General features: G+C 67.7%; 19 protein-coding genes and 1 riboswitch. Of the genes, 12 read left to right on the top strand and 7 right to left on the bottom strand.

All coding sequences use genetic code 11. The annotated features are described in order from the left end of the window. Positions 1-7 precede the first annotated feature (7 nt). From tolQ to ACY65G_RS27060, 3 genes are all read right to left on the bottom strand, one after another. Positions 8-700 (bottom strand): protein TolQ, encoded by a 693-nt coding sequence (tolQ, locus tag ACY65G_RS27050; protein ID WP_465000379.1) that lies wholly within the window; start codon positions 698-700, stop codon positions 8-10. 84 nt (positions 701-784) lie between these two features. Next, entirely contained in the window at positions 785-1,192 is a 408-nt protein-coding gene (gene ybgC / locus ACY65G_RS27055; RefSeq protein WP_465000380.1) for a tol-pal system-associated acyl-CoA thioesterase, read from the bottom strand. Positions 1,193-1,407: 215 nt separating this feature from the next. Then, entirely contained in the window at positions 1,408-2,154 is a 747-nt protein-coding gene (locus tag ACY65G_RS27060) for an SDR family NAD(P)-dependent oxidoreductase (RefSeq protein ID WP_465000381.1), read from the bottom strand. Between the two features lie 192 nt (positions 2,155-2,346). Continuing rightward, a riboswitch (ZMP/ZTP riboswitch) is annotated at positions 2,347-2,485 on the top strand. A gap of 96 nt (positions 2,486-2,581) precedes the next feature. Between ACY65G_RS27060 and glyA the strand changes: the two genes are divergently transcribed. From glyA to ACY65G_RS27115, 11 genes are all read left to right on the top strand, one after another. Continuing rightward, entirely contained in the window at positions 2,582-3,826 is a 1,245-nt protein-coding gene (gene glyA, locus ACY65G_RS27065; RefSeq protein WP_465000382.1) for a serine hydroxymethyltransferase, read from the top strand. 233 nt (positions 3,827-4,059) lie between these two features. Further along, positions 4,060-4,527: a transcriptional regulator NrdR gene (gene nrdR, locus ACY65G_RS27070; protein WP_465000383.1), complete on the top strand. Its 468-nt coding sequence runs from the start codon at positions 4,060-4,062 to the stop codon at positions 4,525-4,527. A 224-nt stretch (positions 4,528-4,751) separates the two neighbouring features. Continuing rightward, complete coding sequence (pilV, locus tag ACY65G_RS27075) at positions 4,752-5,294, top strand: type IV pilus modification protein PilV (RefSeq protein ID WP_465000384.1); 543 nt, start codon at positions 4,752-4,754, stop codon at positions 5,292-5,294. After that, positions 5,291-6,214 carry a PilW family protein gene (locus ACY65G_RS27080; RefSeq protein ID WP_465000385.1) on the top strand — a complete coding sequence of 308 codons (924 nt, stop codon included), beginning with the start codon at positions 5,291-5,293 and terminating at the stop codon, positions 6,212-6,214. Before pilV ends, ACY65G_RS27080 begins: the two co-directional genes overlap by 4 nt. Positions 6,215-6,216: 2 nt before the next feature. Next, positions 6,217-6,780, top strand: a complete 564-nt coding sequence (locus ACY65G_RS27085; RefSeq protein ID WP_465000386.1) for a pilus assembly PilX family protein — start codon at positions 6,217-6,219, stop codon at positions 6,778-6,780. Positions 6,781-6,792: 12 nt separating this feature from the next. Beyond that, a complete protein-coding gene (locus tag ACY65G_RS27090) occupies positions 6,793-8,925 on the top strand; it encodes a pilus assembly protein (RefSeq protein WP_465000387.1) in 2,133 nt (710 codons plus the stop codon). Then, positions 8,922-9,383 (top strand): type IV pilin protein, encoded by a 462-nt coding sequence (locus ACY65G_RS27095; protein WP_465000388.1) that lies wholly within the window; start codon positions 8,922-8,924, stop codon positions 9,381-9,383. The genes ACY65G_RS27090 and ACY65G_RS27095 overlap by 4 nt, the downstream gene beginning before the upstream one ends. After that, positions 9,380-9,973, top strand: coding sequence for a GspH/FimT family pseudopilin (locus ACY65G_RS27100; protein WP_465000389.1), 594 nt, complete (start codon positions 9,380-9,382; stop codon positions 9,971-9,973). The genes ACY65G_RS27095 and ACY65G_RS27100 overlap by 4 nt, the downstream gene beginning before the upstream one ends. A 74-nt stretch (positions 9,974-10,047) precedes the next feature. Further along, complete coding sequence (gene ribD / locus ACY65G_RS27105) at positions 10,048-11,127, top strand: bifunctional diaminohydroxyphosphoribosylaminopyrimidine deaminase/5-amino-6-(5-phosphoribosylamino)uracil reductase RibD (RefSeq protein ID WP_465000421.1); 1,080 nt, start codon at positions 10,048-10,050, stop codon at positions 11,125-11,127. 16 nt (positions 11,128-11,143) lie between these two features. Further along, positions 11,144-11,779, top strand: coding sequence for a riboflavin synthase (locus tag ACY65G_RS27110; protein WP_465000390.1), 636 nt, complete (start codon positions 11,144-11,146; stop codon positions 11,777-11,779). Positions 11,780-11,783: 4 nt separating this feature from the next. After that, the gene (locus ACY65G_RS27115; RefSeq protein WP_465000391.1) at positions 11,784-12,779 is read left to right on the top strand and encodes a hypothetical protein; all 996 of its coding nucleotides are present in this window, start codon (positions 11,784-11,786) and stop codon (positions 12,777-12,779) included. On the opposite strand, the gene ACY65G_RS27120 is transcribed toward ACY65G_RS27115, so the two are convergent. Beyond that, positions 12,754-14,502 carry a DUF885 domain-containing protein gene (locus ACY65G_RS27120; RefSeq protein WP_465000392.1) on the bottom strand — a complete coding sequence of 583 codons (1,749 nt, stop codon included), beginning with the start codon at positions 14,500-14,502 and terminating at the stop codon, positions 12,754-12,756. The two genes, ACY65G_RS27115 and ACY65G_RS27120, sit on opposite strands and share 26 nt — an antisense overlap. 82 nt (positions 14,503-14,584) lie before the next feature. Between ACY65G_RS27120 and ACY65G_RS27125 the strand changes: the two genes are divergently transcribed. After that, the gene (locus tag ACY65G_RS27125) at positions 14,585-16,321 is read left to right on the top strand and encodes a cation:proton antiporter domain-containing protein (RefSeq protein WP_465000393.1); all 1,737 of its coding nucleotides are present in this window, start codon (positions 14,585-14,587) and stop codon (positions 16,319-16,321) included. A 46-nt stretch (positions 16,322-16,367) separates the two neighbouring features. Here ACY65G_RS27125 and ACY65G_RS27130 read toward each other — a convergent pair whose 3' ends face one another. The 3 genes from ACY65G_RS27130 to ACY65G_RS27140 all read right to left on the bottom strand — a co-directional run bounded on the left by ACY65G_RS27130 (position 16,368) and on the right by ACY65G_RS27140 (position 21,481). Beyond that, complete coding sequence (locus ACY65G_RS27130; protein WP_465000394.1) at positions 16,368-16,790, bottom strand: OsmC family protein; 423 nt, start codon at positions 16,788-16,790, stop codon at positions 16,368-16,370. A gap of 99 nt (positions 16,791-16,889) precedes the next feature. Beyond that, positions 16,890-17,771: an SMP-30/gluconolactonase/LRE family protein gene (locus ACY65G_RS27135; RefSeq protein WP_465000395.1), complete on the bottom strand. Its 882-nt coding sequence runs from the start codon at positions 17,769-17,771 to the stop codon at positions 16,890-16,892. A gap of 131 nt (positions 17,772-17,902) precedes the next feature. Further along, positions 17,903-21,481: an EAL domain-containing protein gene (locus ACY65G_RS27140; protein ID WP_465000396.1), complete on the bottom strand. Its 3,579-nt coding sequence runs from the start codon at positions 21,479-21,481 to the stop codon at positions 17,903-17,905. Between the last annotated feature and the right edge of the window lie 114 nt (positions 21,482-21,595).

The raw sequence follows: 21,595 nt of genomic DNA on the forward strand, positions 1-21,595 counted from the left end.
TTTCCTGTTAACGCGACTGGCGCTGGAGGATGTTGGAGAACTCCTCGACGAAGCTCTCGAAGCGGATCGCCAGGCGGTCGATGTCATGCGAAAAACGGTTGTAGGCCACCACGGCCGGAATGGCCGCGAACAGGCCGATCGCCGTGGCGATCAGCGCCTCGGCGATACCGGGCGCCACGGCCGACAGCGTGGCCTGCTGCACGTTGGCCAGGCCGCGGAACGCATTCATGATGCCCCATACGGTACCGAGCAGGCCGATATACGGCGACACGGAACCGACGGAGGCCAGGAAAGCCAGGTGCGATTCAAGGACGTCCATCTCGCGCTGGAACGCGGCGCGCATGGCGCGGCGCGCGCCGTCGAGCAGGGCGCCGGCGTCGAACGTTTCGCGATTGGCCGCCACGGCCTGCTTGCCCTTGATGAACTCGCCCATGCCGGCCTCGAAGATGCGCGACAGCGCACCATTGTTGGCGCGGTTGCTGCCGGCGGCCTGGTAGAGCTGGTGCAGGTTGCCGCCGGCCCAGAAGGTTTTCTCGAAGTCGATCGTCAGGCGGCGAGCCGCGCGCACGTCGAACCATTTCTTGAAAATGTAAGTCCAGCTGACGATCGAAAGGCCGAGCAGCAACGCCATGATCAGCTGGACGATCAGGTGCGCGTTGGAGATGAGGGCAATGAAGGAAAGATCTTGGGAACCGTTCATTTATAAATTAGTTAGAATGATAAGTACGGCAAAGGGTACGCGAACGGTGGTGCGGCGTGACGTTAGTTTCGTTCGTTACGTTGGTTACGCTACATATGCACGCATGCGGGCGATCACATCGTCGGGCAGGCCACGCGGACGCAGCGTGGAATCCACGCACCCCACCTTCACATGTGCGGTATTGAGCAGCGTGGTTCCACACCAGGCCTGCTGCCGGAAGACGATGGATGCACGGCCAAGCTTCTCGATAACTAGTGTTAAGTTTAGAACATCGTCCAGCTTGGCCGGCGCATGATAGTCCGCGCCCACGTTCTTGACCACGAACATCGCGTCATGTTCTTCCAGCAGTTTTTGCTGGCCGACGCCGATCGCACGCAGCCATTCCGTACGCGCGCGTTCGAAAAATTTCAGGTAATTCGCGTAATAAACGATGCCGCCCGCGTCCGTATCCTCGTAATAGATACGGACTTCCCAGGTGAACTCTGAAGACATGGTGGACTTGCTACAAATGTTATTAGGCAACATTCTACGCCATCTGGCACAAAACGTTGCCAAAAGTTTGCTGACTCGATGTCAAGCTGATCAGTTAAACAAATTCCCTGCAAACAACCAAACCTTGTAACAATCGCTTACGATTCGTTCGCTCCAGCAACATATCTTGCCTGATGCACGCGCTCGACTTGACGAGTTCGACTGCGTGCGCCCGATTACACGCGCTTGATGGCCAGCGGACCGGGCGCCTGGCACGTCGGCATCAGTTCGATCTGGTTGATGTTCACGTGCGGCGGCAGCGTGGCGATCCAGTAGGCGGTCGCGGCGATATCGTCGGCCGTCAGCGGCGTGGTGCCCTCGTAGATTTTCGCGGCAGCCGCATCGTCGCCTTTCAGGCGCACGTTCGAGAACTCCGTGCCGCCGCACAGGCCGGGCGCGATATTGGTGGCGCGCACGCCGGTGCCCACGAGGTCGGTCAGCAGGTTTTGCGTGAACTGTTCGACGAATGCCTTGGTCGCGCCATACACGTTGCCGCCCGGGTAGGGATAGCGGCCGGCGATCGAACCGATATTGATGATCAGGCCGGTATTGCGTGCCACCATGCCGGGCAGGATGGCGCGGGTCATCGTGACCAGGCCGCGGCAGTTGGTGGCGATCATCGTTTCCCAATCTTCCAGCTGGGCTTCGTGGGCCGGTCGCACGCCCAGCGCCAGGCCGGCATTGTTGACCAGCACGTCGATGTCGCGCCAGTCGGCCGGCAAGGCTTCCAGCGCGGCCTGGATCGCGGCCTTGTCGGTCACGTCCAGGGGCACGACCCGTGCGTTCGGCCCCAGTTCGCCGGCCAGGGCCTGCAGACGGTCCTCGCGGCGGCCGGCGATCAGCACACGGTGGCCGTTGCTGGCAAAGATGCGCGCCATGGCGGCGCCGAAGCCGGCGGTTGCGCCGGTAATGAAGACGATCATGTTCGGTTTCCTCAAAGTGCGGTTGGCGCGAAATTCGGTGCAGGGGCTGGCGATGATCCACCGGGCCCGGTCAACCCCGGATTGTAGCTGAATCGACAGGATTGTGTTCGCGCTACCAATGCGCTTGCCTTGACGGGCGCGGCCCGCTTCCTTGCTCAGATTCTGCACATCACATACAATCTCGGCTCCATTTATGTCTCACGTAACTGGCGAAAAGCGTGCAATGCCCCCGCGAAGTTCGATCGCGAAGTTCAACTGGCGTTGCGCGCGAAAGGTGGAGTTCCACCGGGGAACGTGAGATGTCACAACGCCGTTCGCCTGGGCAGCCAAGATGGAATCGCGCGGATGTGCGTGCGGACGGGCTGCCTTTTGTCGACCCGGCCTTCGTCATTCGATCCTATCTGCCAGTCCTCATCGGAGTTAATTCATGTTCGCAAAAGATCACACCCTCGCAGCCATCGACCCGGAACTGTTCGGCGCCATCCAGAATGAAAACAAGCGCCAGCATGACCATATCGAGCTGATCGCGTCGGAAAACTACACGTCGCCGGCCGTCATGGCAGCGCAGGGTTCGCAGCTGACCAACAAATACGCGGAAGGCTACCCGGGCAAGCGCTACTACGGCGGCTGCGAATACGTCGACGTGGTGGAGCAGCTGGCGATCGACCGCGTGAAACAGTTGTTCGGCGCGGAAGCCGCCAACGTGCAGCCGAATTCCGGTTCGCAGGCGAACCAGGGCGTGTTCTTCGCCGTGCTGAAGCCGGGCGATACGATCATGGGCATGTCGCTGGCCGAAGGCGGCCACCTGACGCACGGCATGGGCCTGAACATGTCCGGCAAATGGTTCAACGTGGTCTCCTACGGCCTGACCGCCGAGGAAGACATCGACTACGCGGCCATGGAAAAGCTGGCCCACGAGCACAAGCCGAAGCTGATCATCGCCGGCGCCTCGGCCTTCTCGAAGAAGATCGACTTCGAGCGCTTCGCCGCCGTGGCCAAGGCCGTTGGCGCCTACTTCATGGTCGACATGGCCCACTACGCCGGCCTGATCGCCGCCGGCCTGTACCCGAACCCGGTGCCGCACGCCGACTTCGTCACGTCCACCACGCACAAGTCGCTGCGCGGCCCGCGCGGCGGCATCATCCTGATGAAGGCCGAGCACGAGAAGATCATCAATTCGGCGATCTTCCCGGGCATCCAGGGTGGCCCGCTGATGCACGTGATCGCCGGCAAGGCCGTCGCGTTCAAGGAAGCGCTGACCGATGAATTCAAGGCTTACCAGCAGCAGGTGGTGAAGAACGCCGACGTGCTGGCGAAGACCCTGATCAAGCGCGGCCTGCGCATCGTGTCCGGCGGCACCGAATCGCACGTGTTCCTGGTGGACCTGCGCGCGAAAAACCTGACCGGTAAGGAAGCCGAGGCGATCCTGGGTTCGGCCCACATCACCTGCAACAAGAACGGCATCCCGAACGATCCGCAAAAGCCGTTCGTCACGTCGGGCATCCGCCTGGGCAGCCCGGCGATGACCACGCGCGGTTTCAAGGAAGCGGAAGCGGAAGAAGTGGGCAACCTGATCGCCGACGTGCTGGACAATCCGCAGGACGCCGCCACGATCGAACGCGTGAAGGCTGCCGTCAAGGTGCTGGCCGACAAGTACCCGGTTTACGCATAATCAACGCGTTGTTACTATCGGGGCGCCGGATCGGTGTCCCGGATCGTAGCTTCGTCGACAAATAAATTTGACGAAATCGGCTCGAGACAAGGCGGAAATGCCAGGTAAGGCTGGAGCCTTTCCTGGTGTTTCAACGCAGTATCGGGTCGATTCTCGTCGGATTTATCCGGCGAAACCTGCGATTCGGGACACAGTGATCCGGCGCCTTTTTTTGATCCTCACCTGGTCCATCCATGAAATGTCCGTTCTGCCAGCACGATGAAATCCACGTCCTCGATACCCGCGTATCGGAGGAGGGGGATGCGATCAAGCGCCGGCGGCGTTGCGGCAAGTGCGACAAGCGCTTCACCACATATGAACGGATTGAACTTTCGATGCCGTTCGTGGTCAAGAAGAACGGCAGCCGCATGGAATACGCCGAAGCGAAATTGCGCGGCAGCCTGATGCTCGCTCTGCGCAAGCGCCCGGTCGCCGCAGCGGCCGTGGACGATGCGGTCAAGGCGATCGCCGAAAAGCTGCTCACGAGCGGCAAGCGCGAGGTCGACTCCAACTACATCGGCGAACTCGTCATGGCCGAGCTGAAGCGGCTCGACAAGGTGGCCTATATCCGTTTTGCCTCCGTCTACAAGAATTTCGAGGACCTGGCGGAATTCCAGGATGCGATCGAAGAGGCGGGGCAGGAGCGCAAGCGGCAGGAATAGACACCTCCACCCGCATCACGATGGCCATCGCGGCCATTGTGGTCGGCATCTCCGAAGGCGGCCATTGCCCGCGAAAAGTTCCCTCTCGTTTCCTGCGTTAGCGCAATCCACCTGCGCAAATTCTCTCCAGAAATATCTATCAAACCGACTCATCCTTGAGAGCGCGCAACCGCTCCCGTCCGCTGCCGGGTAACTTGTACGGCTGAACGGACTGGGGAGGTTTCATGCGCGATGCTGCCGGTTTCACATTGGTCGAAGTGCTGGTCGCCCTGCTGGTGCTGGGCGCGGGCCTGGTCGGCGGCATCGCCATGCAATTGCATGCGATGCGCACGCGGCACGAATCGGCGCTGCTCTCCGCTTCCACGCAGCTTGCCGTGGCGATGGCCGACCGCATGCGCGCCAACGCCGGGCAAGTGCCGGCCATTTACCTCGGCGTCGATATCGACGCGCATGCCGAACCCGTGTCCGCGGCGCCGGTGAACCTGTGCCGGCGCCACCCTTGCGATCCCGCCGGCATTGCCCGGCTCGATGTCCACGAGCTGGAACGCCAGGTACGCGCCGCGCTGCCGGCCGGGCGGGCGCGCATCTGCCGCGATGCGCACCTGTACGCGGCCGGCCGGCTGCGGTGGGAATGCAGCGGTGGACCCGGCGATCCGATCGTCGTGAAGATCGGCTGGCGCGGCAGGCGCCCGGACGGCACACCTCAGCACGAAGGGCGTGAAGGGGGGCCCGGGGTGGCGATCGCCGTGGCGGGAGTGCTGCCGTGACCGGCCCTTGCCGGCAGGTCGGCATCGCACTGGCCGAGATGCTCGTTGCGCTGGGCCTCGGCCTGTTCGTCACGCTGGCGGCATCGGCGATGCTGCTGCTGGCGAACCGCGATTTCGTCCACCACGCGGCCGGCACGCGGCTCGACGATGGCGGCCGCTATGCGCTGGAGCTGGTGGCCCAGGCCTTGCGGCAGGCCGCCTGGACCGACCTGGAAAGCGGCATGCCGCCGGCGGACAGCGTCGCCGGCATCGGGGGGCTGGACAATCGCACGCTGCCGCGCACGGCCGCCGGCCTCGAGGGCGCATTGCCGGCCAGCGCCGCGGCCCTGCGCGGCAGCGACGTGCTGGCCGTGCATTTCGGCGGCCATGGCGGACCCGCTGGCGACGGTTCGCTCGTCGACTGCGCGGGTTTCGCGATCGGCGCCGGCGAGCCGGGCTGGAGCATTTTCCATGTCGGCATCGCCGACGATGGCGAAACGGAATTGCGCTGCAAGTACCGGGCGCAATCGGGCAACTGGAGTGCCGACGCGATCGTGCGCGGCGTCGATTCCTTCCAGGTGCTGTATGGCCTCGACATGGACCGCGACGGCGTTCCCGAGCGCTACCTGCATGCCACGGCTGTCAAGGCGCTCGACGACGGCCTCGCCCTGGCGGGCGTTACGCCGCTGGAGCAGGCGCAGGACCTGCGCCGCAGGACGCACTGGAAACGCATCGTCTCCGTGCGCGTGGCGCTGCTGTTGCATGGCGAAGCGCACTCGCGCACCGGTTCGCTGCCGGTGCGCTACCACCTGTTCGGCACGCCGGACCAGCCGGACGATCCCGGCACCGTGGTCGACGAGGCCACGCTGCCCGAGCGCCTGCGCCTGCGTGCGCGACGCGTGTTCGAACAGGCCGTGTTGCTGCGCAACGGGGATGCCTGACGATGCGGCGCCGCGAACGCGGTATCGCGCTGGTGGTGTCGCTGGTGATGCTGGCGGCCGTGCTGCTGCTGGCGGCAACGGCCGCCGGCATGGCCTTGATGGGCGAAAAGGCGGCACGTGCGGAGCGGGACCGGCACGTGGCGCTGCAAGCTGCGGAGGATGCGCTGATGGATGCGGAACGCGATATCGACGAGGCGGCTTCCAGCCGCGAGGCGGCGCTGGCGGGGGCGGCGGATTTCGCCGCCGGCTGCGGCACCGGTGCGACCCTCGGCCTGTGCGGGCCGAGCGACGGGGCAGGGGCGCCGCCCTGGCAATCGGTCGACCTGGCTGGCGGGGACGCCGGCGTCGCGCTGGGCCACTTCACCGGCGCGGTCATGCAGACAGGCCAGGGCGCGCTGCCTCTGCGGCGCCCCCGCTACATCATCGAGCGGCGGCCTTACCACCGGCCGGGCGAGGAGGCGGGTGCCGCGCCCCGCTATTACTACCGCGTGACGGCGATCGGCTTCGGCAACCGCGAGGCGGCGCAGGTCGTGCTGCAATCGGCCTGGCGCCGGCCCGGCGACTGAACGGGAGAGGCGATGGACACTACCCGCAACGTCCACGTTTCGCCGTGCCTGGCGCTTGGGCTGGTGCTCGGTCTTGGCCTGTGCGGCGCCATGGACCTGCCGGAGGCGGCCACGGCGCCGGTACCGGTCGCGATCGACGGCGGCAATGCCGCGCTGGCGTGCGGCGCCGGTGGCATCGTCCAGGGCGCCGCGCTTGCGATCCCCGCGCCGCCACTGCCGCCGGACGGCAGCACGCCCGATGCTGCCGTGTTCCGCGTGGCGTACGACCTGTCGGCCGGCAGCGGCACGCTCACCCGGACGCCGCTCGTTCGCGACGGGGAGGGCGTTTCGCGGCTGGCCACCCCGCTGTGGGACGCGGCGGCGGGGCTGGCCGGCACGCCGCCGGCCGCACGCCGCCTGTTCACCATGGACGGCGCCGGCCTGACCGCGCCGTTCGAATGGCCACGCCTGTCGCCGGCGCAGCAGGCGGCGCTGGACCGGCCGCCCGGCGGCACTGCCGGCGACGGCCGCGGTGCCGATCGCGTTGCCTGGCTGCGCGGCGACCGCACGCTCGAAGGCAGCGTCTTCCGGCGCCGCACCGGCCTGCTGGGCGATGCGGCGCACGGCACGCCGCTATACGTGGGCGGTGGCTTGAACCTGCACGGCGATGCCGGCTATGCGGCCTTCCACGAACGCACGTTGCAGCGCGTTTCCGCTGTCTACCTGGGGGCGAACGACGGCATGCTGCATGCGTTCGATGCCGGCACGGGCAGCGAACTGTTCGGCTATGTTCCCGCCATGCTGCTGCCCGCGCTGAACGAACTGCCCGCGCCCGGCCACACGCACCGCCCCTATGTCGATGGGCCGCTGGCTGCCGGCGAGGCGTTCATTGCCGGCGCGTGGCGCAGCGTGCTGGCAGGGACGCCCGGCGCCGGCGCACGAGGACTGTTCGCGCTGGATGTGACCGACCCCGCCGCGTTCGAAGCCGGCCTGGGCGCGCTGTGGGAATTTACGGAGCGCGACGACCCGGCCATCGGCAACGTGATGCAGCCGGCACAGATAGCGCGCCTGAAGGTGCGCAACCGCGCCGGGTTGCCCGAGTACCGCCATTTCGCCATTGCCGGCAATGGCCTGAACAGCGATGCGGCCCATGGTGCGCTGTTCCTGCTTGCATTGGACAAGCCGCCGGCGGAGCCCTGGCGCCTGGACACCCATTACTACCGCCTCGACACGCCGCCCGGCGATCCCGCGCTGCCGTCCGGCCTGGCCGGCGCGACGCTGGTGAACGATGACGACAAGGTGCTGCGCCATGTCTATGCCGGCGACCTGCAGGGCAACCTGTGGCGCTTTGATTTTTCCCGCAACGCGCCGTGGCGCACCAACCCGGCGTGGCGGCCCGTGTTCGTGGCCCGCGACGCGGCGGGCCGGCCGCAGCCGATCACGCAGCCGCCGAAGGTCGTGCACGCGGAAGGCGGCGGCTACCTGGTGCTGTTCGGTACCGGCAGCCTGTACGGAAGGGCGGAGCGCGATCCGGCGCGCTTCACGCCGCAATCCTTCTATGCGGTCCATGACAATCCCGGCCCGCAGGGGCCGGTCGCTCCATTGCACCGTAGCGACCTGCTCGAGCGCCGCGTGGAAGGCGCCGAAGGGGACGCCGGCTTCACCGTGTCCGGTCGCCTCGCCTCCGTTGGTGGCGGCAGCCGGCCAAAAGGCTGGTACCTCGACTTCGCCCATGGCGCCGCGACCGGGGAGCGCAGCCTCATGCCCGCCACGCTGGTCGACGGCAAGCTGGTGTTCGCCACCGTCGTGCCCGGCCGCGATCCCTGCGCCGACAGCGCCAGCCGCCGCTACGTGCTCGACGCGCTGGCCGGCCTGCCGGCCGATGGCGCCATGGCAGCGGCCCGCGGCGTGACGGGCTTGCTGGTGCCCGGTCCGCTCCACGGCGCGCCGCTGCTGCTGCCGGGCCCGATCACGCGCACGCCGCGCGGCCCGGCGGGCCGGATCAGGGTGACGCGCGAGACGGCGATCGTGCACTTCGGCGCGGACGGGCAGCCGGTACCGGGCGGCCCCAGTAGCGCCACATGGCCGGCGGGCCGGCTGTCGTGGCGGGAAGTGGCCAACTGGCGGCAGTTGCACCGGCTCGCAACGCAAGGGGAGGCACCATGAACGGGCACGCAAGAACGGCGGGCGGCTTCACGCTCGTCGAGCTGATGGTCGTGGTGGCGGTAGCGGGCGCGCTGGCGGCGGCGGCGTATCCCGGCTACCGGCAGCATGTGGTCCGCGCCAAGCGCACCGAGGGGCAGGTGGCGCTGCAGGCGCTGATGCAGCAGCAGGAGCGCTACTTCACGCAGAACAACCGCTACATCGCGTTCGGTGCCGGCAGCGACAACGCAGAAGCGCGGCAATTCCGCTGGTGGTCCGGCGGCAGCGCCGCCACCAGCGCCTACGAGATCGAAGGCAGGGCTTGCGACGGCGAAGAGATCGCCGATTGCGTGCAGCTCATCGCCACGCCCGGCACGGCGCGCGTCGATGGCCTCCACCGCGACCCGGCCTGCGACCGGCTGGTCCTCACGAGCACCGGCCTGCACCTGGCCAGCGGCCCGGCCACGCGCTGCTGGCAATGACCGGGCCGTCGATCGCACCGAAGTCGCCCCGGCTGGCGAGGCTGGCGCGGCCGGCGGCCGGGTTCACGCTCGTCGAGTCGATGGTCACCCTGGCCGTGGCCGCCATCCTGCTCGGGGCGGCGTTGCCGGCCTACCACGCGATGCTGGAACGCCATGCCGTGCGCGCGGCAGCCGCCGACCTGCTGGCGGCGCTGCACCTGGCGCGCTCGCAGGCGATCGGCCGTGGCGAGAACATCGTCGTCGCGCCCGTGGACGCGGCGGGCACGGCATGGCGCGATGGCTGGGCCGTGTTTGCCGACGCCGATGGCGATGCCCGGCCCGGGCCGGGCGAAACGGTGCTGTTCCGCCACGGGCCCGCGCCGGACCGGCTGGGCATCCGCTCGCGGTTGTCGGACACCACGCCGCCTTTCTATGTCGCCTATAATGGAGCGGGCCGTTCTTGCCGTGCCGGCAACAACCTGGCCGCCAACTGGGGCACGCTGTCGCTGCAGCTCGGCAGTACACAGCGCAACATCAAGATCAACATGCTGGGCCGCGCACGGCTGTGCGACCCGCAGAAGGAATCCGGCTGCGATGCGGCCGGCGAATAGGAACCATGGAACTCGACCCGCACAGCGGCGGCCCAGGCCAGGCCAACCTCCACGTCGCCGACGACCTGTCGGGCATGCGTCTCGCGCTCCAGTGGGCGGCGCGGGGCCTGTACACGACGTCGCCGAACCCGCACATCGGCTGCGTCATCGTGAAGGACGGCATCGTCATCGGTGCCGGCGTCACGCAGCCGGCCGGCCAGGACCACGCGGAAATCCAGGCGTTGAAGGATGCCGGACGCCGCGGCTTCGACGTGCGGGGCGCCACCGCCTACGTGACGCTGGAGCCGTGCAGCCATTACGGCCGCACGCCGCCGTGCTGCGATGCGCTGGTGAACTCGGGCCTCGGCCGCGTGGTGGCCGCGATGGAAGACCCGAACCCGCTGGTGGCCGGCCAGGGCCTGGCGCGCCTCGCCCAGGCCGGTATCGAAGTGTCCTCGGGCCTGCTGGCGGACGAGGCTTATGAACTGAACATCGGCTTCTTCTCGCGCATGACGCGGCAATTGCCGTGGGTGCGCATGAAAACGGCCGCCAGCCTCGATGGCATGACGGCGCTGCACAACGGCACGAGCCAGTGGATCACCGGCGAGGCGGCGCGCAGCGATGGCCATGCCTGGCGCGCCCGTGCCTGCGCGATCCTGACCGGCATCGGCACCGTCAAGGCGGACGACCCGCAACTGAACGTGCGCGCGGTGGAAACGCCACGCCAGCCGCGCCGCATCGTCGTCGACAGCCGGCTCGAGACCGACCCGGCGGCCCGGGTGCTCGAAGGCGGCGGCACGTGGATCGTGTCGGCCGTGACCGACCACGAGCGCGAAGCGCGGTTGCGCGACACGGGCGCCGAGATCATCACGCTGCCGAATGCCCAGGGCAAGGTCGACCTGCCGGAACTGATGCGCGAGCTGGCGCGGCGGCAAGTCAACGAGCTGCACGTCGAGGCGGGCACGAAGCTCAACGGCTCGCTCGTGCGCGAAGGCTGCGTCGACGAGCTGCTGCTGTACCTGGCGCCCACGCTGCTGGGCGATGCGCAGGGCATGTTCGCGCTGCCGGCTTTGGCAAGCCTGGCGGGCAAGTACCCGCTGAAATTCCACGAGGCGAGGATGGTGGGCGACGACCTGCGCATCCTGGCCCGTTTTATTGACAAGTCCATACCTTGAAAGAGAAAGAACGACCATGTTTACCGGAATCGTCGCCGCTGTCGGCAACATTGAAACCGTGACCCCGCTGCCCGGCGGCCATGACGCGGGCGTGCGCCTCGTGATCGATGCCGGCGGCCTGCCGCTGGCCGACGTGGCGCTGGGCGACTCGATCGCCATCAACGGCGCCTGCATGACCGTCGTCGAGAAAACCGCCGGCAGCTTCGCCGTCGACGTGTCGCGCGAAAGCCTGAACTGCACGGCGGGCCTGGACAGCGTGGGCGAAGTGAACCTGGAAAAGGCGCTGACGCTGCAGGAGCGCCTGGGCGGCCACCTCGTCTCCGGCCACGTCGATGGCCTCGGCATCGTGCGCAAGTTCGAGCCGGTGGGCGAGTCGTGGGAACTGGTCGTGGAAGCCCCGGCCGCGCTGGGCAAGTACCTGGCGTTCAAGGGCTCGATCGTCGTCAACGGCGTGTCGCTGACCGTCAACCGCGTGGAAGACGTGCCCGGTGGCTGCCGCTTCTCGATCAACCTGATCCCGCACACGATCGAGGTCACCACCTTGAAACACCTGAAGGTGGATTCGAAGGTGAACCTGGAAATCGATCTGATCGCGCGTTATGTCGAGCGTATGCTGACGGCCGGCCAGCGCGTGCAGGCCGCGCAGGACTGACCCCATGAAAACGCTGGCCGCCTTGCTGCTCTGCGCCTGGTGCGCCGGTGCCGCGGCCAGCGGCAACGTACCCATTACTTTCGAGCCGGCGGGGCCGCAAAAGATGCCGGGCCGCGAAGTGTGCAGGAACGATTTCGCGACGGCCTCCGGCAACGATACGGCCGCGATGACGGCCCTGCTGGCCGCACCGGAATACGCATCCGTGCGGCCGCTGTTCAATGCGGCGCAGCCGCAGGTGATGTGGTGGATCCGCAATGCCGCCTCGATGGACCTGCAGGCCTTGCTGACGGCATTCCACGAAGCGAACCACATGCTGGACTTCGCGCTCTCCGCGTGCCACGGCAACCGTGCCGTGTTCCACTTTCGCGGCGAGATCCACGTGACCGACTACGTGCGCGGCCAGGCGCCCGGGTTCGTGCTGGCGGCCAGCGAGATACCCGACGACATCAAGGCGCAGCCGAACGGCCGCTACGCCGAGTACTTCGGCAGGCCCAACGTCAACCGGGGCGATTTCTTTCCTCTCATCGACGAACTGAATGCCCACGTGGCCGGTGCCGAATTCGAGGTCGCGATCGCCGACACACCCGTGTACCGCGCAATGGCGGCGCGGGCCAATTCTGTCAACGGCAATATCGGCGGCATGGCCGACTTCATGCTCTATACGGGGGCCTACCTGAAGGCGCTGCGCGCCAGCGATCCGCAAGCGTGGGAGCGCCTGGTCGCGCGCAAGAAGATGATGGCGCACGTGCAGCGGCTGTGGACGGCCGCCGAAGCCGTGCTGGCGAAGGCCGCGCCGCTCGCGCCGGAGCACGGCGGCCTGTACCAGTTCCCGGCGGCGGCGCTGAACGCGGCCTATGCGCCGGCGCTGCTGGCCGAACTCGATGCCGCCGGCATCCGGCACGGCGGCCGCCCGCCTCAAGCCAAACCCCCGCAGGCCAAGACTGCGCAGTCCAACGCCGCGCAGTCCAGGCCCGTTACTGCGCCTTCCGCGGCGCGATGAAGTCCTGCTGCACCGCCGCCTTCAGCAGGTCGGGCGGCAGGATGCCCTGGGCAATGACGAAGTCGTTGAACTCCCTCGCCTTGAAGCGTTCGCCCAGCTCGATCTCGGCCAGCGTGCGCAACGCGCGCAGCTTCACGTAGCCGTAGTAGTACGACGTGGCCTGGCCCGGCGAACGGTACGAGTAACGGTCCACTTCGGACTGCGCGAACGGCTCGGACAGCGCCACTTCCTGCATCAGGAACGCCTTCGCCTGCTCCGGCGTCATGCGGCCCAGGTTGATCGACGGGTCCAGCATCGCGCGTGCCATCCGCAGCAGGCGCATCTGCAGCGACACCAGCTGGCCCTCCGGCGGCATGTAGGGCAGCATCATGGCTTCAGAGTACAGGCCCCAGCCTTCCACGTTGGTGCTGTTGAAGGCGAAGTTGGCGCGCGCGATCGACATGCCCTGTTCCACCATCGAAGCGAACTGCAGTTCGTGGCCGGGGCGCGCCTCGTGCGCGGACAGCGTCCACGCCATGGCCTCGTAGTCGAAGTCGTCCATCTTGCCCTTCGACTTCGGGTTCGACAGCGGAATCACGAATTCGCCATATTCTCCCGTGTTGCCGATCAGGCGGGGAGGGCTCATGAACGGTGCCGGCGTGGCGGCCGCCTCGGCATCGGTGGCGGTGCGGATGTTCGGCGCGCGCGCGGGCAGGGCCACGATATCGTGCTTGCGGATGACTTCCTCGATGTCCTGCACGCGCTTGCGGTAGTAGGGCAGCAGCTGGTCGGCCGGGATCGACGTCTTCTTCAGCTCGCGGATCACGTCGCGGTAGTCGCTGGAAGCGAGCTTGCGCTGCGCGGCGATCGTGCCGGCGATCACGCGCATCTGGTCGCGCACCTCCTGGAAATCGAAGCTGGCGCGTTCGATCATCTGTTCGGGCGTGATGTCCACGCCCACGTTCGCAAGGCGGTTCACGTACAGCGCCGGCGGCAGGCGCACTTCCTTGCGGGTGCGCGGCACGATGCTGGCGCGCGTCCAGTCGTCGTAGGCCTTCACCTGGGCCTTCAATGCCTCGAAATCGGCTTCCCAGCCGGTCAGCTTGGCCTCCTTGAACAGGTCGGCGATGCCGGCCAGGTAGGTCGCGTTGTTGTTCAGCCCATCCTCGACTTCGCCCACGTAGGGGCCGATCAGGCCCTTGCGCGCCAGCTGTTCCTCGCCGCGCTGGCGCACCAGCGTGGCCAGCGGCGTATAGCCATTCTCGTTGCCGGCATAGCGTTTCAGGCGCACCAGCGCGGCTTTCTGGCGCTCCGGCTTGTTGCGCGGGTCGAGCAGCGCCTGCAGGCCGCCATAGGCCAGCTCCGCCACGTTCACGTAGTTCAGCAGGTGTTGCCGTTCCAGCTTCATCGTGGCGATCTTCTTTTCGCGCGAATCGATCAGGATGTCGAGGTCCTGCCGCACCTTCGCATCCTTCTCGGCGGCGCGCTGCTGGCGCAGCGACGCCAGGCGCTTTTCCGTGTCCGCCAGTTCGCGTTCGTAGTCGCGCGGCTTGAAGTCGGCCACCGCCGTGTCGAATTCCTCGCTGCCCAGCGACGATGCGTCCTCGGGCTGGTACTTGCCCGAATCCTGGAGCACGGGTTGTGCATAGGCGTCGCTTTTCGCGACCCAGGCGGGGGCGGCGGTGGCGATCGCACTGCACAGGAGCAGGGCGGTGAGGGTGGCGAGGCGGCCGGCACGTGGCATGGAGCTTCCTTTCTGTTCGGTACCCGGGTGGGCGATGGGCGATTGTATGCCGTGGCCCGGGCCGTTGTCATAAACTTGCGCCATGACCGTCGACGATCTCCGCGAGACGCTGCTGTTCCTGCTGCTGGCCGGGCTGGCCGTACCCCTGCTGCAGCGGCTGCGCATCAACCAGATGCCCGGGTTCCTGCTGGTGGGCCTGTGCTTCGGCCCCCATGGCCTGGGCACGTGGGCCGGCATGGCGCCATGGCTGGCCGACATCACGTTTCACGATGTCGAAGGCGTCAAGATGTTCGGCGAACTGGGCATCCTGTTCCTGATGTTCATGATCGGCCTGGAACTGTCGCCGGCGAAGATCTGGGCGCTGCGGCGCGACGTGTTCGGCAGCGGCGTGCTGCAGCTGGTGCTGACGGCGGCCACGGTCGGCGCCATCGCCTTCGCCTTCGGCAACCCCGCGGCGCCGGCGCTGACGATCGGCGTCACACTGGCCATGTCGTCCACCGCCGTCGTCATGCAGCTGCTCGTCCGTGCCGGAGCGCTGGCCACGCCGCTGGGCCAGGCGTGCTTCGGCATCCTGATGCTGCAGGACCTGGCCGTGGTGCCGGTGCTGATCCTCGTCGAGGGCCTGGCCGGCAGCGCCGGCGCGGCGCTGGGGTGGACCTTGCTCCTCGCGCTGGCGAAGGCGGCGGCGACGATCGCGCTGGTCTACGTGGCCGGCCGGCGCCTGGCCCGCCCGCTGTTCGCCGCCTTTGCCGTGCAGCGCCAGCCCGAGGTCTTCGTGGCGCTGATCCTGCTGCTCACGCTGGGCGTGGCCGCCGCCACCGCGGCGGCCGGGCTGTCGATGGCGCTGGGCGCACTGGTGGCCGGCCTGCTGCTGGCCGACACGGAGTTCCAGTACGAGGTGGAGCTCATCGTCGAGCCGTTCCGCGGCCTGTTGATGGGCATGTTCTTCATGGCGGTCGGCATGGAGCTCGACCTGCGCATCGTGGCGCGGTATCCGCTGCTGCTGCCGCTGTCCGTGTGCGGCCTGCTGTGCGTGAAGGGTGGCTTGATCGCGCTGGTGCTGCGGCGGCTCGGATGGCGCCGGGCCGTGCATGCCGGGCTGCTGATGGGGCAGGGCGGCGAGTTCGCCTTCGTCATCCTCGGCTATGCCGTGGGCTCCGGCCTGCTCGCCGGCGAGACCGGCCAGTTCATGCTGGTGCTGGTAACGGCCAGCATGCTGGCCACGCCCGCCGCCGCCGCACTGGGCGAGCGCATCGTGGCGCGTGGCGGCGCCGGCGAACAGGCCGTGGCGACCGAGCCGGAACCGGCGTGGCGCGGTGGCCACATCATCATCGGCGGCTACGGCAGGGTGGGGCGGCTGGTGGCGGATGTGCTGGCGCGGCAGAACGTCGCGTGCGTGGCGGTTGAACGCGACCGCCAGCTCGCGGCCGCGGGCAGGAATGGCGCATCGAACGTGTATTCGGGCGACGCGTCGATGCCGGACATGATGGCGCGGCTCGGCGCCGGCCGCGCCGCCTGCGTGGTGCTGACGATGGACGACCCGAAGGCGGCCCTGCAGGCGACGCATGCACTGCGGCGGCACTATCCCGCGGTGCCGATCTTCGCGCGTGCGCGCGACGAAACACATGCGCGCCTGCTGAAGGATGCGGGCGCCGATGGCGTGATTTCGGAGACGGTGGAGTCGGGCCTGCAACTGGCCCATTTCGCGCTCGGCGCGGCCGGCATGCCGGAAGCGGCGGCCGGCTTCCATATCGGCGTCGAACGCGCCGAACGGCTGGCGCGCGCGACCGGCGACCCGGTGCCACCGGCGGAGAATTAAAACGTGCCGGTGGAGATGTAGCGCCTGCCGGTGGCGATGTAGAGCCCTACAGCAGCGTGGCGTCCAGCGTGATTTCCGCCTTCAGCAGTTTCGACACGGGGCAACCGGCCTTGGCTTTGGCAGCCAGTTCCTGGAACTTCGCGTCGTCGGCACCGGGGATCTTCGCCTGCAGCGTCAAGTGCACGGCCGTGATCGCGAAGCCGTCGTCCTGCTTTTCCAGCGTGACGTCGGCGGTCGTTTCCATCTTCTCGGCGGTCAGGCCCGCTTCGCCCAGGATCAGCGACAGCGCCATCGTGAAGCAGCCCGCATGCGCCGCGCCGATCAGTTCTTCCGGATTGGTGCCCGGTTTGCCTTCGAAGCGGCTGGCGAAGCCGTACGGATAGTCCTTCAATGCGCCGCTGTGGCTGCTGATGGCGCCCTTGCCATCCTTGATGCCGCCGGACCAGACAGCCGAACCGTTAGTCTTCATGTGAACTCCTTGACAGGGTTGATTGGTGAAGCCCGGCTATCTTAAGCCGGGAACGGATAACGTGACGTCCTCCTTGTGGAAGAGGCTGCTGGCCGAAATTCAGCCGAAGCGCGCCACCGGCACGCCCGCCACGTCGGTGCGCACGGAGAACAGCGCGCCGGCGTGCGGATCGGCGGCCCGTTGCGCCGCATCGAAGCCCTGCCAGGCGCTCGTGATGTACAGCGTCTTCAGGTCCGCGCCGCCGAACGCCACCGACGAAGGCTGCGTCACCGGCATGGCGATCGTCGCCAGCAGTTCGCCGTCCGGGCTGTAGCGGCACACGCGGGCGCCGCCCCATTGGGCGATCCACACGCAATCCTCGCTGTCGACGGTCATGCCGTCCGGCGATCCTTCGCCCTCGGCGAACTGGCGCCACAGCCGGGGCGTGCCCAGGCTGCCATCGGCTTTCACTTCATGCGCGTAGGTGCGGTTCAGGAAGCTGTCGTTGTGGTACATGGTGCGCCCGTCCAGGCTGAACGTGGGGCCGTTGCAGATATGGTATTCGGGCAGCGCGACGTGCAGGCTGCCGTCGGGGTCCAGGCGGAACAGCTTGCCGTCCGGGCGGCTCACGTCGCGTGCGTTCATCGAACCGGCCCAGATCCGTCCGGCCGCATCGGCCTTGGCATCGTTCAGGCGGATGCCCGTGTCGGCGCCGGGCAGCTTGTGCAGGTATTCGAAGCGTGGTTCGAGAAGGACTGGCGACGGCAGCCACAGGCGCCCGATGCCGTCGCGCAGGCCCGCCATGTAGCCGTCGCCGTCCTTGCGGGGGATCAGCCAGCACACGTAGTCGGGCAGCGGCCATGCGTGGCGCGTGCCATCGGCATCGAGCGCATGCAGCGTGTTGCCGACGAGGTTGACGAAATACAGGCGGTTCTGTTCGGGGATCCACACGGGGCCTTCGCCCAGTTCGGCGCCCAGCGGCCACAGGTTTTGCGGGGTCATATGCTCTGGCAAGTTGAAGAGAAGCGTTAACTTACCCGAAAACAGTTGGCGCGTGGGCGTGGTGGGGAGGGCTGCCGAAATTGTGATCGCAGCGTCGGTGCAGGTTATCGGTCCACCGGGCGCGCATTCGATCACTCCACGGCGCGGCCGCTGGCGTGGTCGATACTGGCCTGCGGCGCCCGCTGCCGCGGCTGCGCCACGTCGAACGCTTCGCGCACCGCCTGGCGCAGCTCGTCGTCGTCCCACGGCTTGCTGAGGAACTTGTAGATCGCGCCGCGGTTGACGGCATCCATGATCGACGCGTGGTCCGCATAGCCGGACAGGATCATGCGCACCGTGTGCGGGTACAGTTCGCGCGTGCGTGCCAGCAGTTCGGAGCCGCTCATCTGCGGCATGCGCTGGTCGGAGATCATCACGTGCACGTCGTTCACCGCCAGCAGTTCCAGCGCCTGCGGCGCACCGTTCGCCAGCAGGATGCGCCAGCCCTCGCGCCGGAACACGCGTTCCAGCGCCCGCAGCACGCTCGGCTCGTCGTCCACCAGCAGCAGCGTGCGGCCGGCCGGCGGCGCCGTGGCCACGGGTGCCAGCGTGCGCTGCTCGCGCAGCAGCGCGGCCAGGTCGTCGGCCGGCAAGGGGCGGCTGAACAGGTAGCCCTGGATCTTGTCGCAACCCATGTCGCGCAGGAAGGCGAGCTGGCCTTCCGTTTCCACGCCCTCGGCCACCACCACCAGGTTCAGGCCATGCGCCAGCGCCGTCGTGGCGCGCGCGATGGCGGCGCTGCGCGGCTCGGTGGTGATGTTCTTCACGAAGGTCTGGTCGATCTTCAGCTTGTCGAGTCGAAAGCGCGACAGGTAGCCGAGCGAGGAATAACCGGTGCCGAAATCGTCCAGCGAGATCGACACGCCGAGCGCCGCCAGCTCGTTCAGCTGCATCTGCGTGTACTCGCTGTCGTTCATCATCACCGTTTCGGTCAGTTCCACTTCCAGCCAGCGCGGCGCCAGGCCGCTGGACTGCAGCGCGTTGCGCACCACGGCGGGCAGCGTGCCGGCCGCGAACTGGCGCGCCGACACGTTGACGGCCACCGTCAGCGGCGGCAGCCCGGCCGCCTGCCACGCCTTGCTTTGCCGGCAGGCTTCCTCGATGACCCATGTGCCGATCTCCAGGATCAGGCCGCTGTCCTCGGCCAGCGGAATGAAGTCGCCCGGCGGCACATTGCCCAGTTCTTCGCTGTGCCAGCGCAGCAGCGCCTCCGCGCCGGACACGCGGCCGTCCGGCAGCGACACCTGCGGCTGGTAATGCAGGCGCAGCTCGTCGCGCTCGATCGCGTGGCGCAGGTGCACTTCCAGCGACATCCAGCGCAGCGCATGCGCGTTCATCTCGCCGGTGTAGAAGTGGAAGCTGTTGCGGCCATTGTCCTTCACGTGCGACAGCGCCACGTCGGCCCCCGTCAGCAGGGCACCCGGCGTGGCGCCGTCGCGCGGGGAGATGCTGATGCCGACGGACGCCGTCACGTACAGGTCCTGGCCGGCCAGGTGCACCGGCTCGGCCACCTGTTCGCGCAGCTTGCGCACGGTGACGATGATGTCGTCCACGTTCTGGCAGCGGGTCAGCACCAGCGCGAATTCGTCGGCGCCCAGGTGCGCCAGCGTGTCGCCCGGCGGCACGATGGCGGCCACGCGACGGGCGATTTCCTGCAGCAGCGCGTCGCCCGTGGGGTGGCCGAGCGCATCGTTGATGCGCTGCAGCCGGTCGATGTCGAACAGCAGCAGCGCCACCTCGTCGCCGCCGTGCTGCGCCGCCGTCAGTGCCAGCTGCAGCCGGTCGTTCAGCAGGTTGCGGTTCGGCAGCAGTGTCAGCGGGTCGTGGTTGCTGAGGAAATCGAGCTGCGTGTGTGCTTCCTTCAGCGCGCTGATATCGCTCGACACCGAAACGTAGGCCACGACCTGCTCGCGCTGGTCGCGCACCGCGTTGATGCGCAGCCGCTCCGGGTAGACCTGGCCGTTCTTGCGGCGGTTCCAGATCTCGCCGGCCCACTGGCCCTGCGTTTCCAGGCTGTGCCACATCGCGCGGTAGAACGCGCTGTCGTGCCGGCCCGAGCGCAGCAGGCGCGGGTTCTGGCCCATGACTTCGCGCTCGACGTAGCCCGTGGTCTGCTCGAAGGCGGGATTGACGCCGATGATCCGGCCCTGGGCGTCCGTCATGGTGATGCTGTCCTGCGTGCTGTCGAATACCTGGGCCGACAGCCGCAGCCGTTCCTCGAGCGCGCGGCGCGCGGTGATGTCGCGCAGGATGCTGGTGAAGATCGCCTCGCCGTTCACGCTGACGGCCGACAGGGCCAGTTCGCCGGTGAACTCCTCGCCGTCCTTGCGCTTGAGCGTGAGTTCGACGAGGCGCGTGCTGTACGAACGCTCGCGGCTCTTGCGATAGCGCTGCACGCGCTCGCGGTGCTCGGGCAGCGAGCTGTCCGCGATCAGCAGCGTGATCGGCTGGCCGAGCATTTCCTGTTCCTTGTAGCCGAACATCGCCTCGGCGGCGCGGTTGAAGTGCAGCACGTGCTCATCCTGGTCCGTGCCGATGATCGCGTCGGGCGCCGATTGCGTCATCGCCCGGTAGCGCGCCTCGCTGGTGCGCAGTGCCGCATCCGCGCTGCGCCGCGCCGAGGCTTCCATCTGCAGCTGCGCCGCGTGGCGCTGGATCACCTCGTACAGGTTCATGTTTTCGTAGGCTACCGCCAGCTGGGCCGCCAGCATGCGGATGAACTGTTCGTCGGCATCGTCGAAGCAAGGTGCGCCGCGACGGTTGCCCGCGTACAGCCAGCCGTACAGGTGAAACTGGTCGCGCACCGCGAGGCCAAGCAGGCTGGCCAGCTGCGGATGCCCGCCGGGCAGGGCAGGCATGTCGCCGCTGGCGCGGCAGCGGCGCAGCACGTCGTGCCGGTCCATCATCGCGCCGGGGAACGCATCCCGGTCGACGAGTACCGGCTGCACCAGGGCCGCGTCGATGCCCAGTGCTTCCACGTGCTGCACGGCGCTCTCGTGCGCGTCGAGCAGGCACAATACGACGATGTCGGCGCGCAGGATCGTGCTGGCGCCGGCGCAGAAACGGCGCGCCATCGCGGCGGCATCGCGTTCCCCGTTCAGGCGCAGCGACAGCTCGTGCAGGGCCGCCATCCGCTCCACCGCGCTTTCCGGTGCCGGCGGCGACGAGGCCGGCGGAGAGTTGAAATACGCCGCGGCCGGCGGCGAGTTGAAATACGCCGCAGCTGGCGGAGAGTTGAAATACGCCGCAGCCGGTGGCGTAACGGCGCGGGCGACTTCCCCCGCCAACTTCGGGTACGCTTCCTCCAGGCCCAGCTCCAGGTGGATGGCTTCCAGGATCGCCTGCGGCTCGGCGGGCTTGGGCAGCACGGTGCGCACGCCGCATGCGGTGCCCATGGCCTGCAGTTCGGGCAGCGAATAGGTGGCGGAAAAGAAGATGATGGGCGTGTGGGCCAGGTCCGGCGTGGCGCGCAGGTGCTGCGCGAACTCGTAGCCGTCCATCGTGGGCATCAGGATGTCGGTGATCACCAGGTCGGGACGGTGGCGGTGGCACAGTTCCAGCGCCTGGGCGCCATCCACGGCTTCGAGCACGGTGTGCGACGTGAAACCGAGCAGTGTCAGCAGATAGTCGCGGTTCGTGGGACGGTCGTCAACGATCAGAATGGTGGACATAATGCCTTTTCGACCAGTCGGTCCTGTGATTCATGCTACTCCGCCGCCATGGCAGCGGGCGCACGCCTGTTGTCCTGTTCGCCGATCATAGCCAGTACGGTTGGGGTTGCCTAT

This window comes from Pseudoduganella sp. jia 12 (assembly GCF_055502675.1).

Coding starts and splice junctions, on each gene's coding strand:
- tolQ (WP_465000379.1), bottom strand. CDS start 700: ATGAACGGTTCCCAAGATCTTTCCTTCATTGCCCTCATCTCCAACGCG.
- ybgC (WP_465000380.1), bottom strand. CDS start 1,192: ATGTCTTCAGAGTTCACCTGGGAAGTCCGTATCTATTACGAGGATACG.
- ACY65G_RS27060 (WP_465000381.1), bottom strand. CDS start 2,154: ATGATCGTCTTCATTACCGGCGCAACCGCCGGCTTCGGCGCCGCCATG.
- glyA (WP_465000382.1), top strand. CDS start 2,582: ATGTTCGCAAAAGATCACACCCTCGCAGCCATCGACCCGGAACTGTTC.
- nrdR (WP_465000383.1), top strand. CDS start 4,060: ATGAAATGTCCGTTCTGCCAGCACGATGAAATCCACGTCCTCGATACC.
- pilV (WP_465000384.1), top strand. CDS start 4,752: ATGCGCGATGCTGCCGGTTTCACATTGGTCGAAGTGCTGGTCGCCCTG.
- ACY65G_RS27085 (WP_465000386.1), top strand. CDS start 6,217: ATGCGGCGCCGCGAACGCGGTATCGCGCTGGTGGTGTCGCTGGTGATG.
- ACY65G_RS27090 (WP_465000387.1), top strand. CDS start 6,793: ATGGACACTACCCGCAACGTCCACGTTTCGCCGTGCCTGGCGCTTGGG.
- ACY65G_RS27095 (WP_465000388.1), top strand. CDS start 8,922: ATGAACGGGCACGCAAGAACGGCGGGCGGCTTCACGCTCGTCGAGCTG.
- ACY65G_RS27100 (WP_465000389.1), top strand. CDS start 9,380: ATGACCGGGCCGTCGATCGCACCGAAGTCGCCCCGGCTGGCGAGGCTG.
- ribD (WP_465000421.1), top strand. CDS start 10,048: ATGCGTCTCGCGCTCCAGTGGGCGGCGCGGGGCCTGTACACGACGTCG.
- ACY65G_RS27110 (WP_465000390.1), top strand. CDS start 11,144: ATGTTTACCGGAATCGTCGCCGCTGTCGGCAACATTGAAACCGTGACC.
- ACY65G_RS27115 (WP_465000391.1), top strand. CDS start 11,784: ATGAAAACGCTGGCCGCCTTGCTGCTCTGCGCCTGGTGCGCCGGTGCC.
- ACY65G_RS27120 (WP_465000392.1), bottom strand. CDS start 14,502: ATGCCACGTGCCGGCCGCCTCGCCACCCTCACCGCCCTGCTCCTGTGC.
- ACY65G_RS27125 (WP_465000393.1), top strand. CDS start 14,585: ATGACCGTCGACGATCTCCGCGAGACGCTGCTGTTCCTGCTGCTGGCC.
- ACY65G_RS27130 (WP_465000394.1), bottom strand. CDS start 16,790: ATGAAGACTAACGGTTCGGCTGTCTGGTCCGGCGGCATCAAGGATGGC.
- ACY65G_RS27135 (WP_465000395.1), bottom strand. CDS start 17,771: ATGACCCCGCAAAACCTGTGGCCGCTGGGCGCCGAACTGGGCGAAGGC.
- ACY65G_RS27140 (WP_465000396.1), bottom strand. CDS start 21,481: ATGTCCACCATTCTGATCGTTGACGACCGTCCCACGAACCGCGACTAT.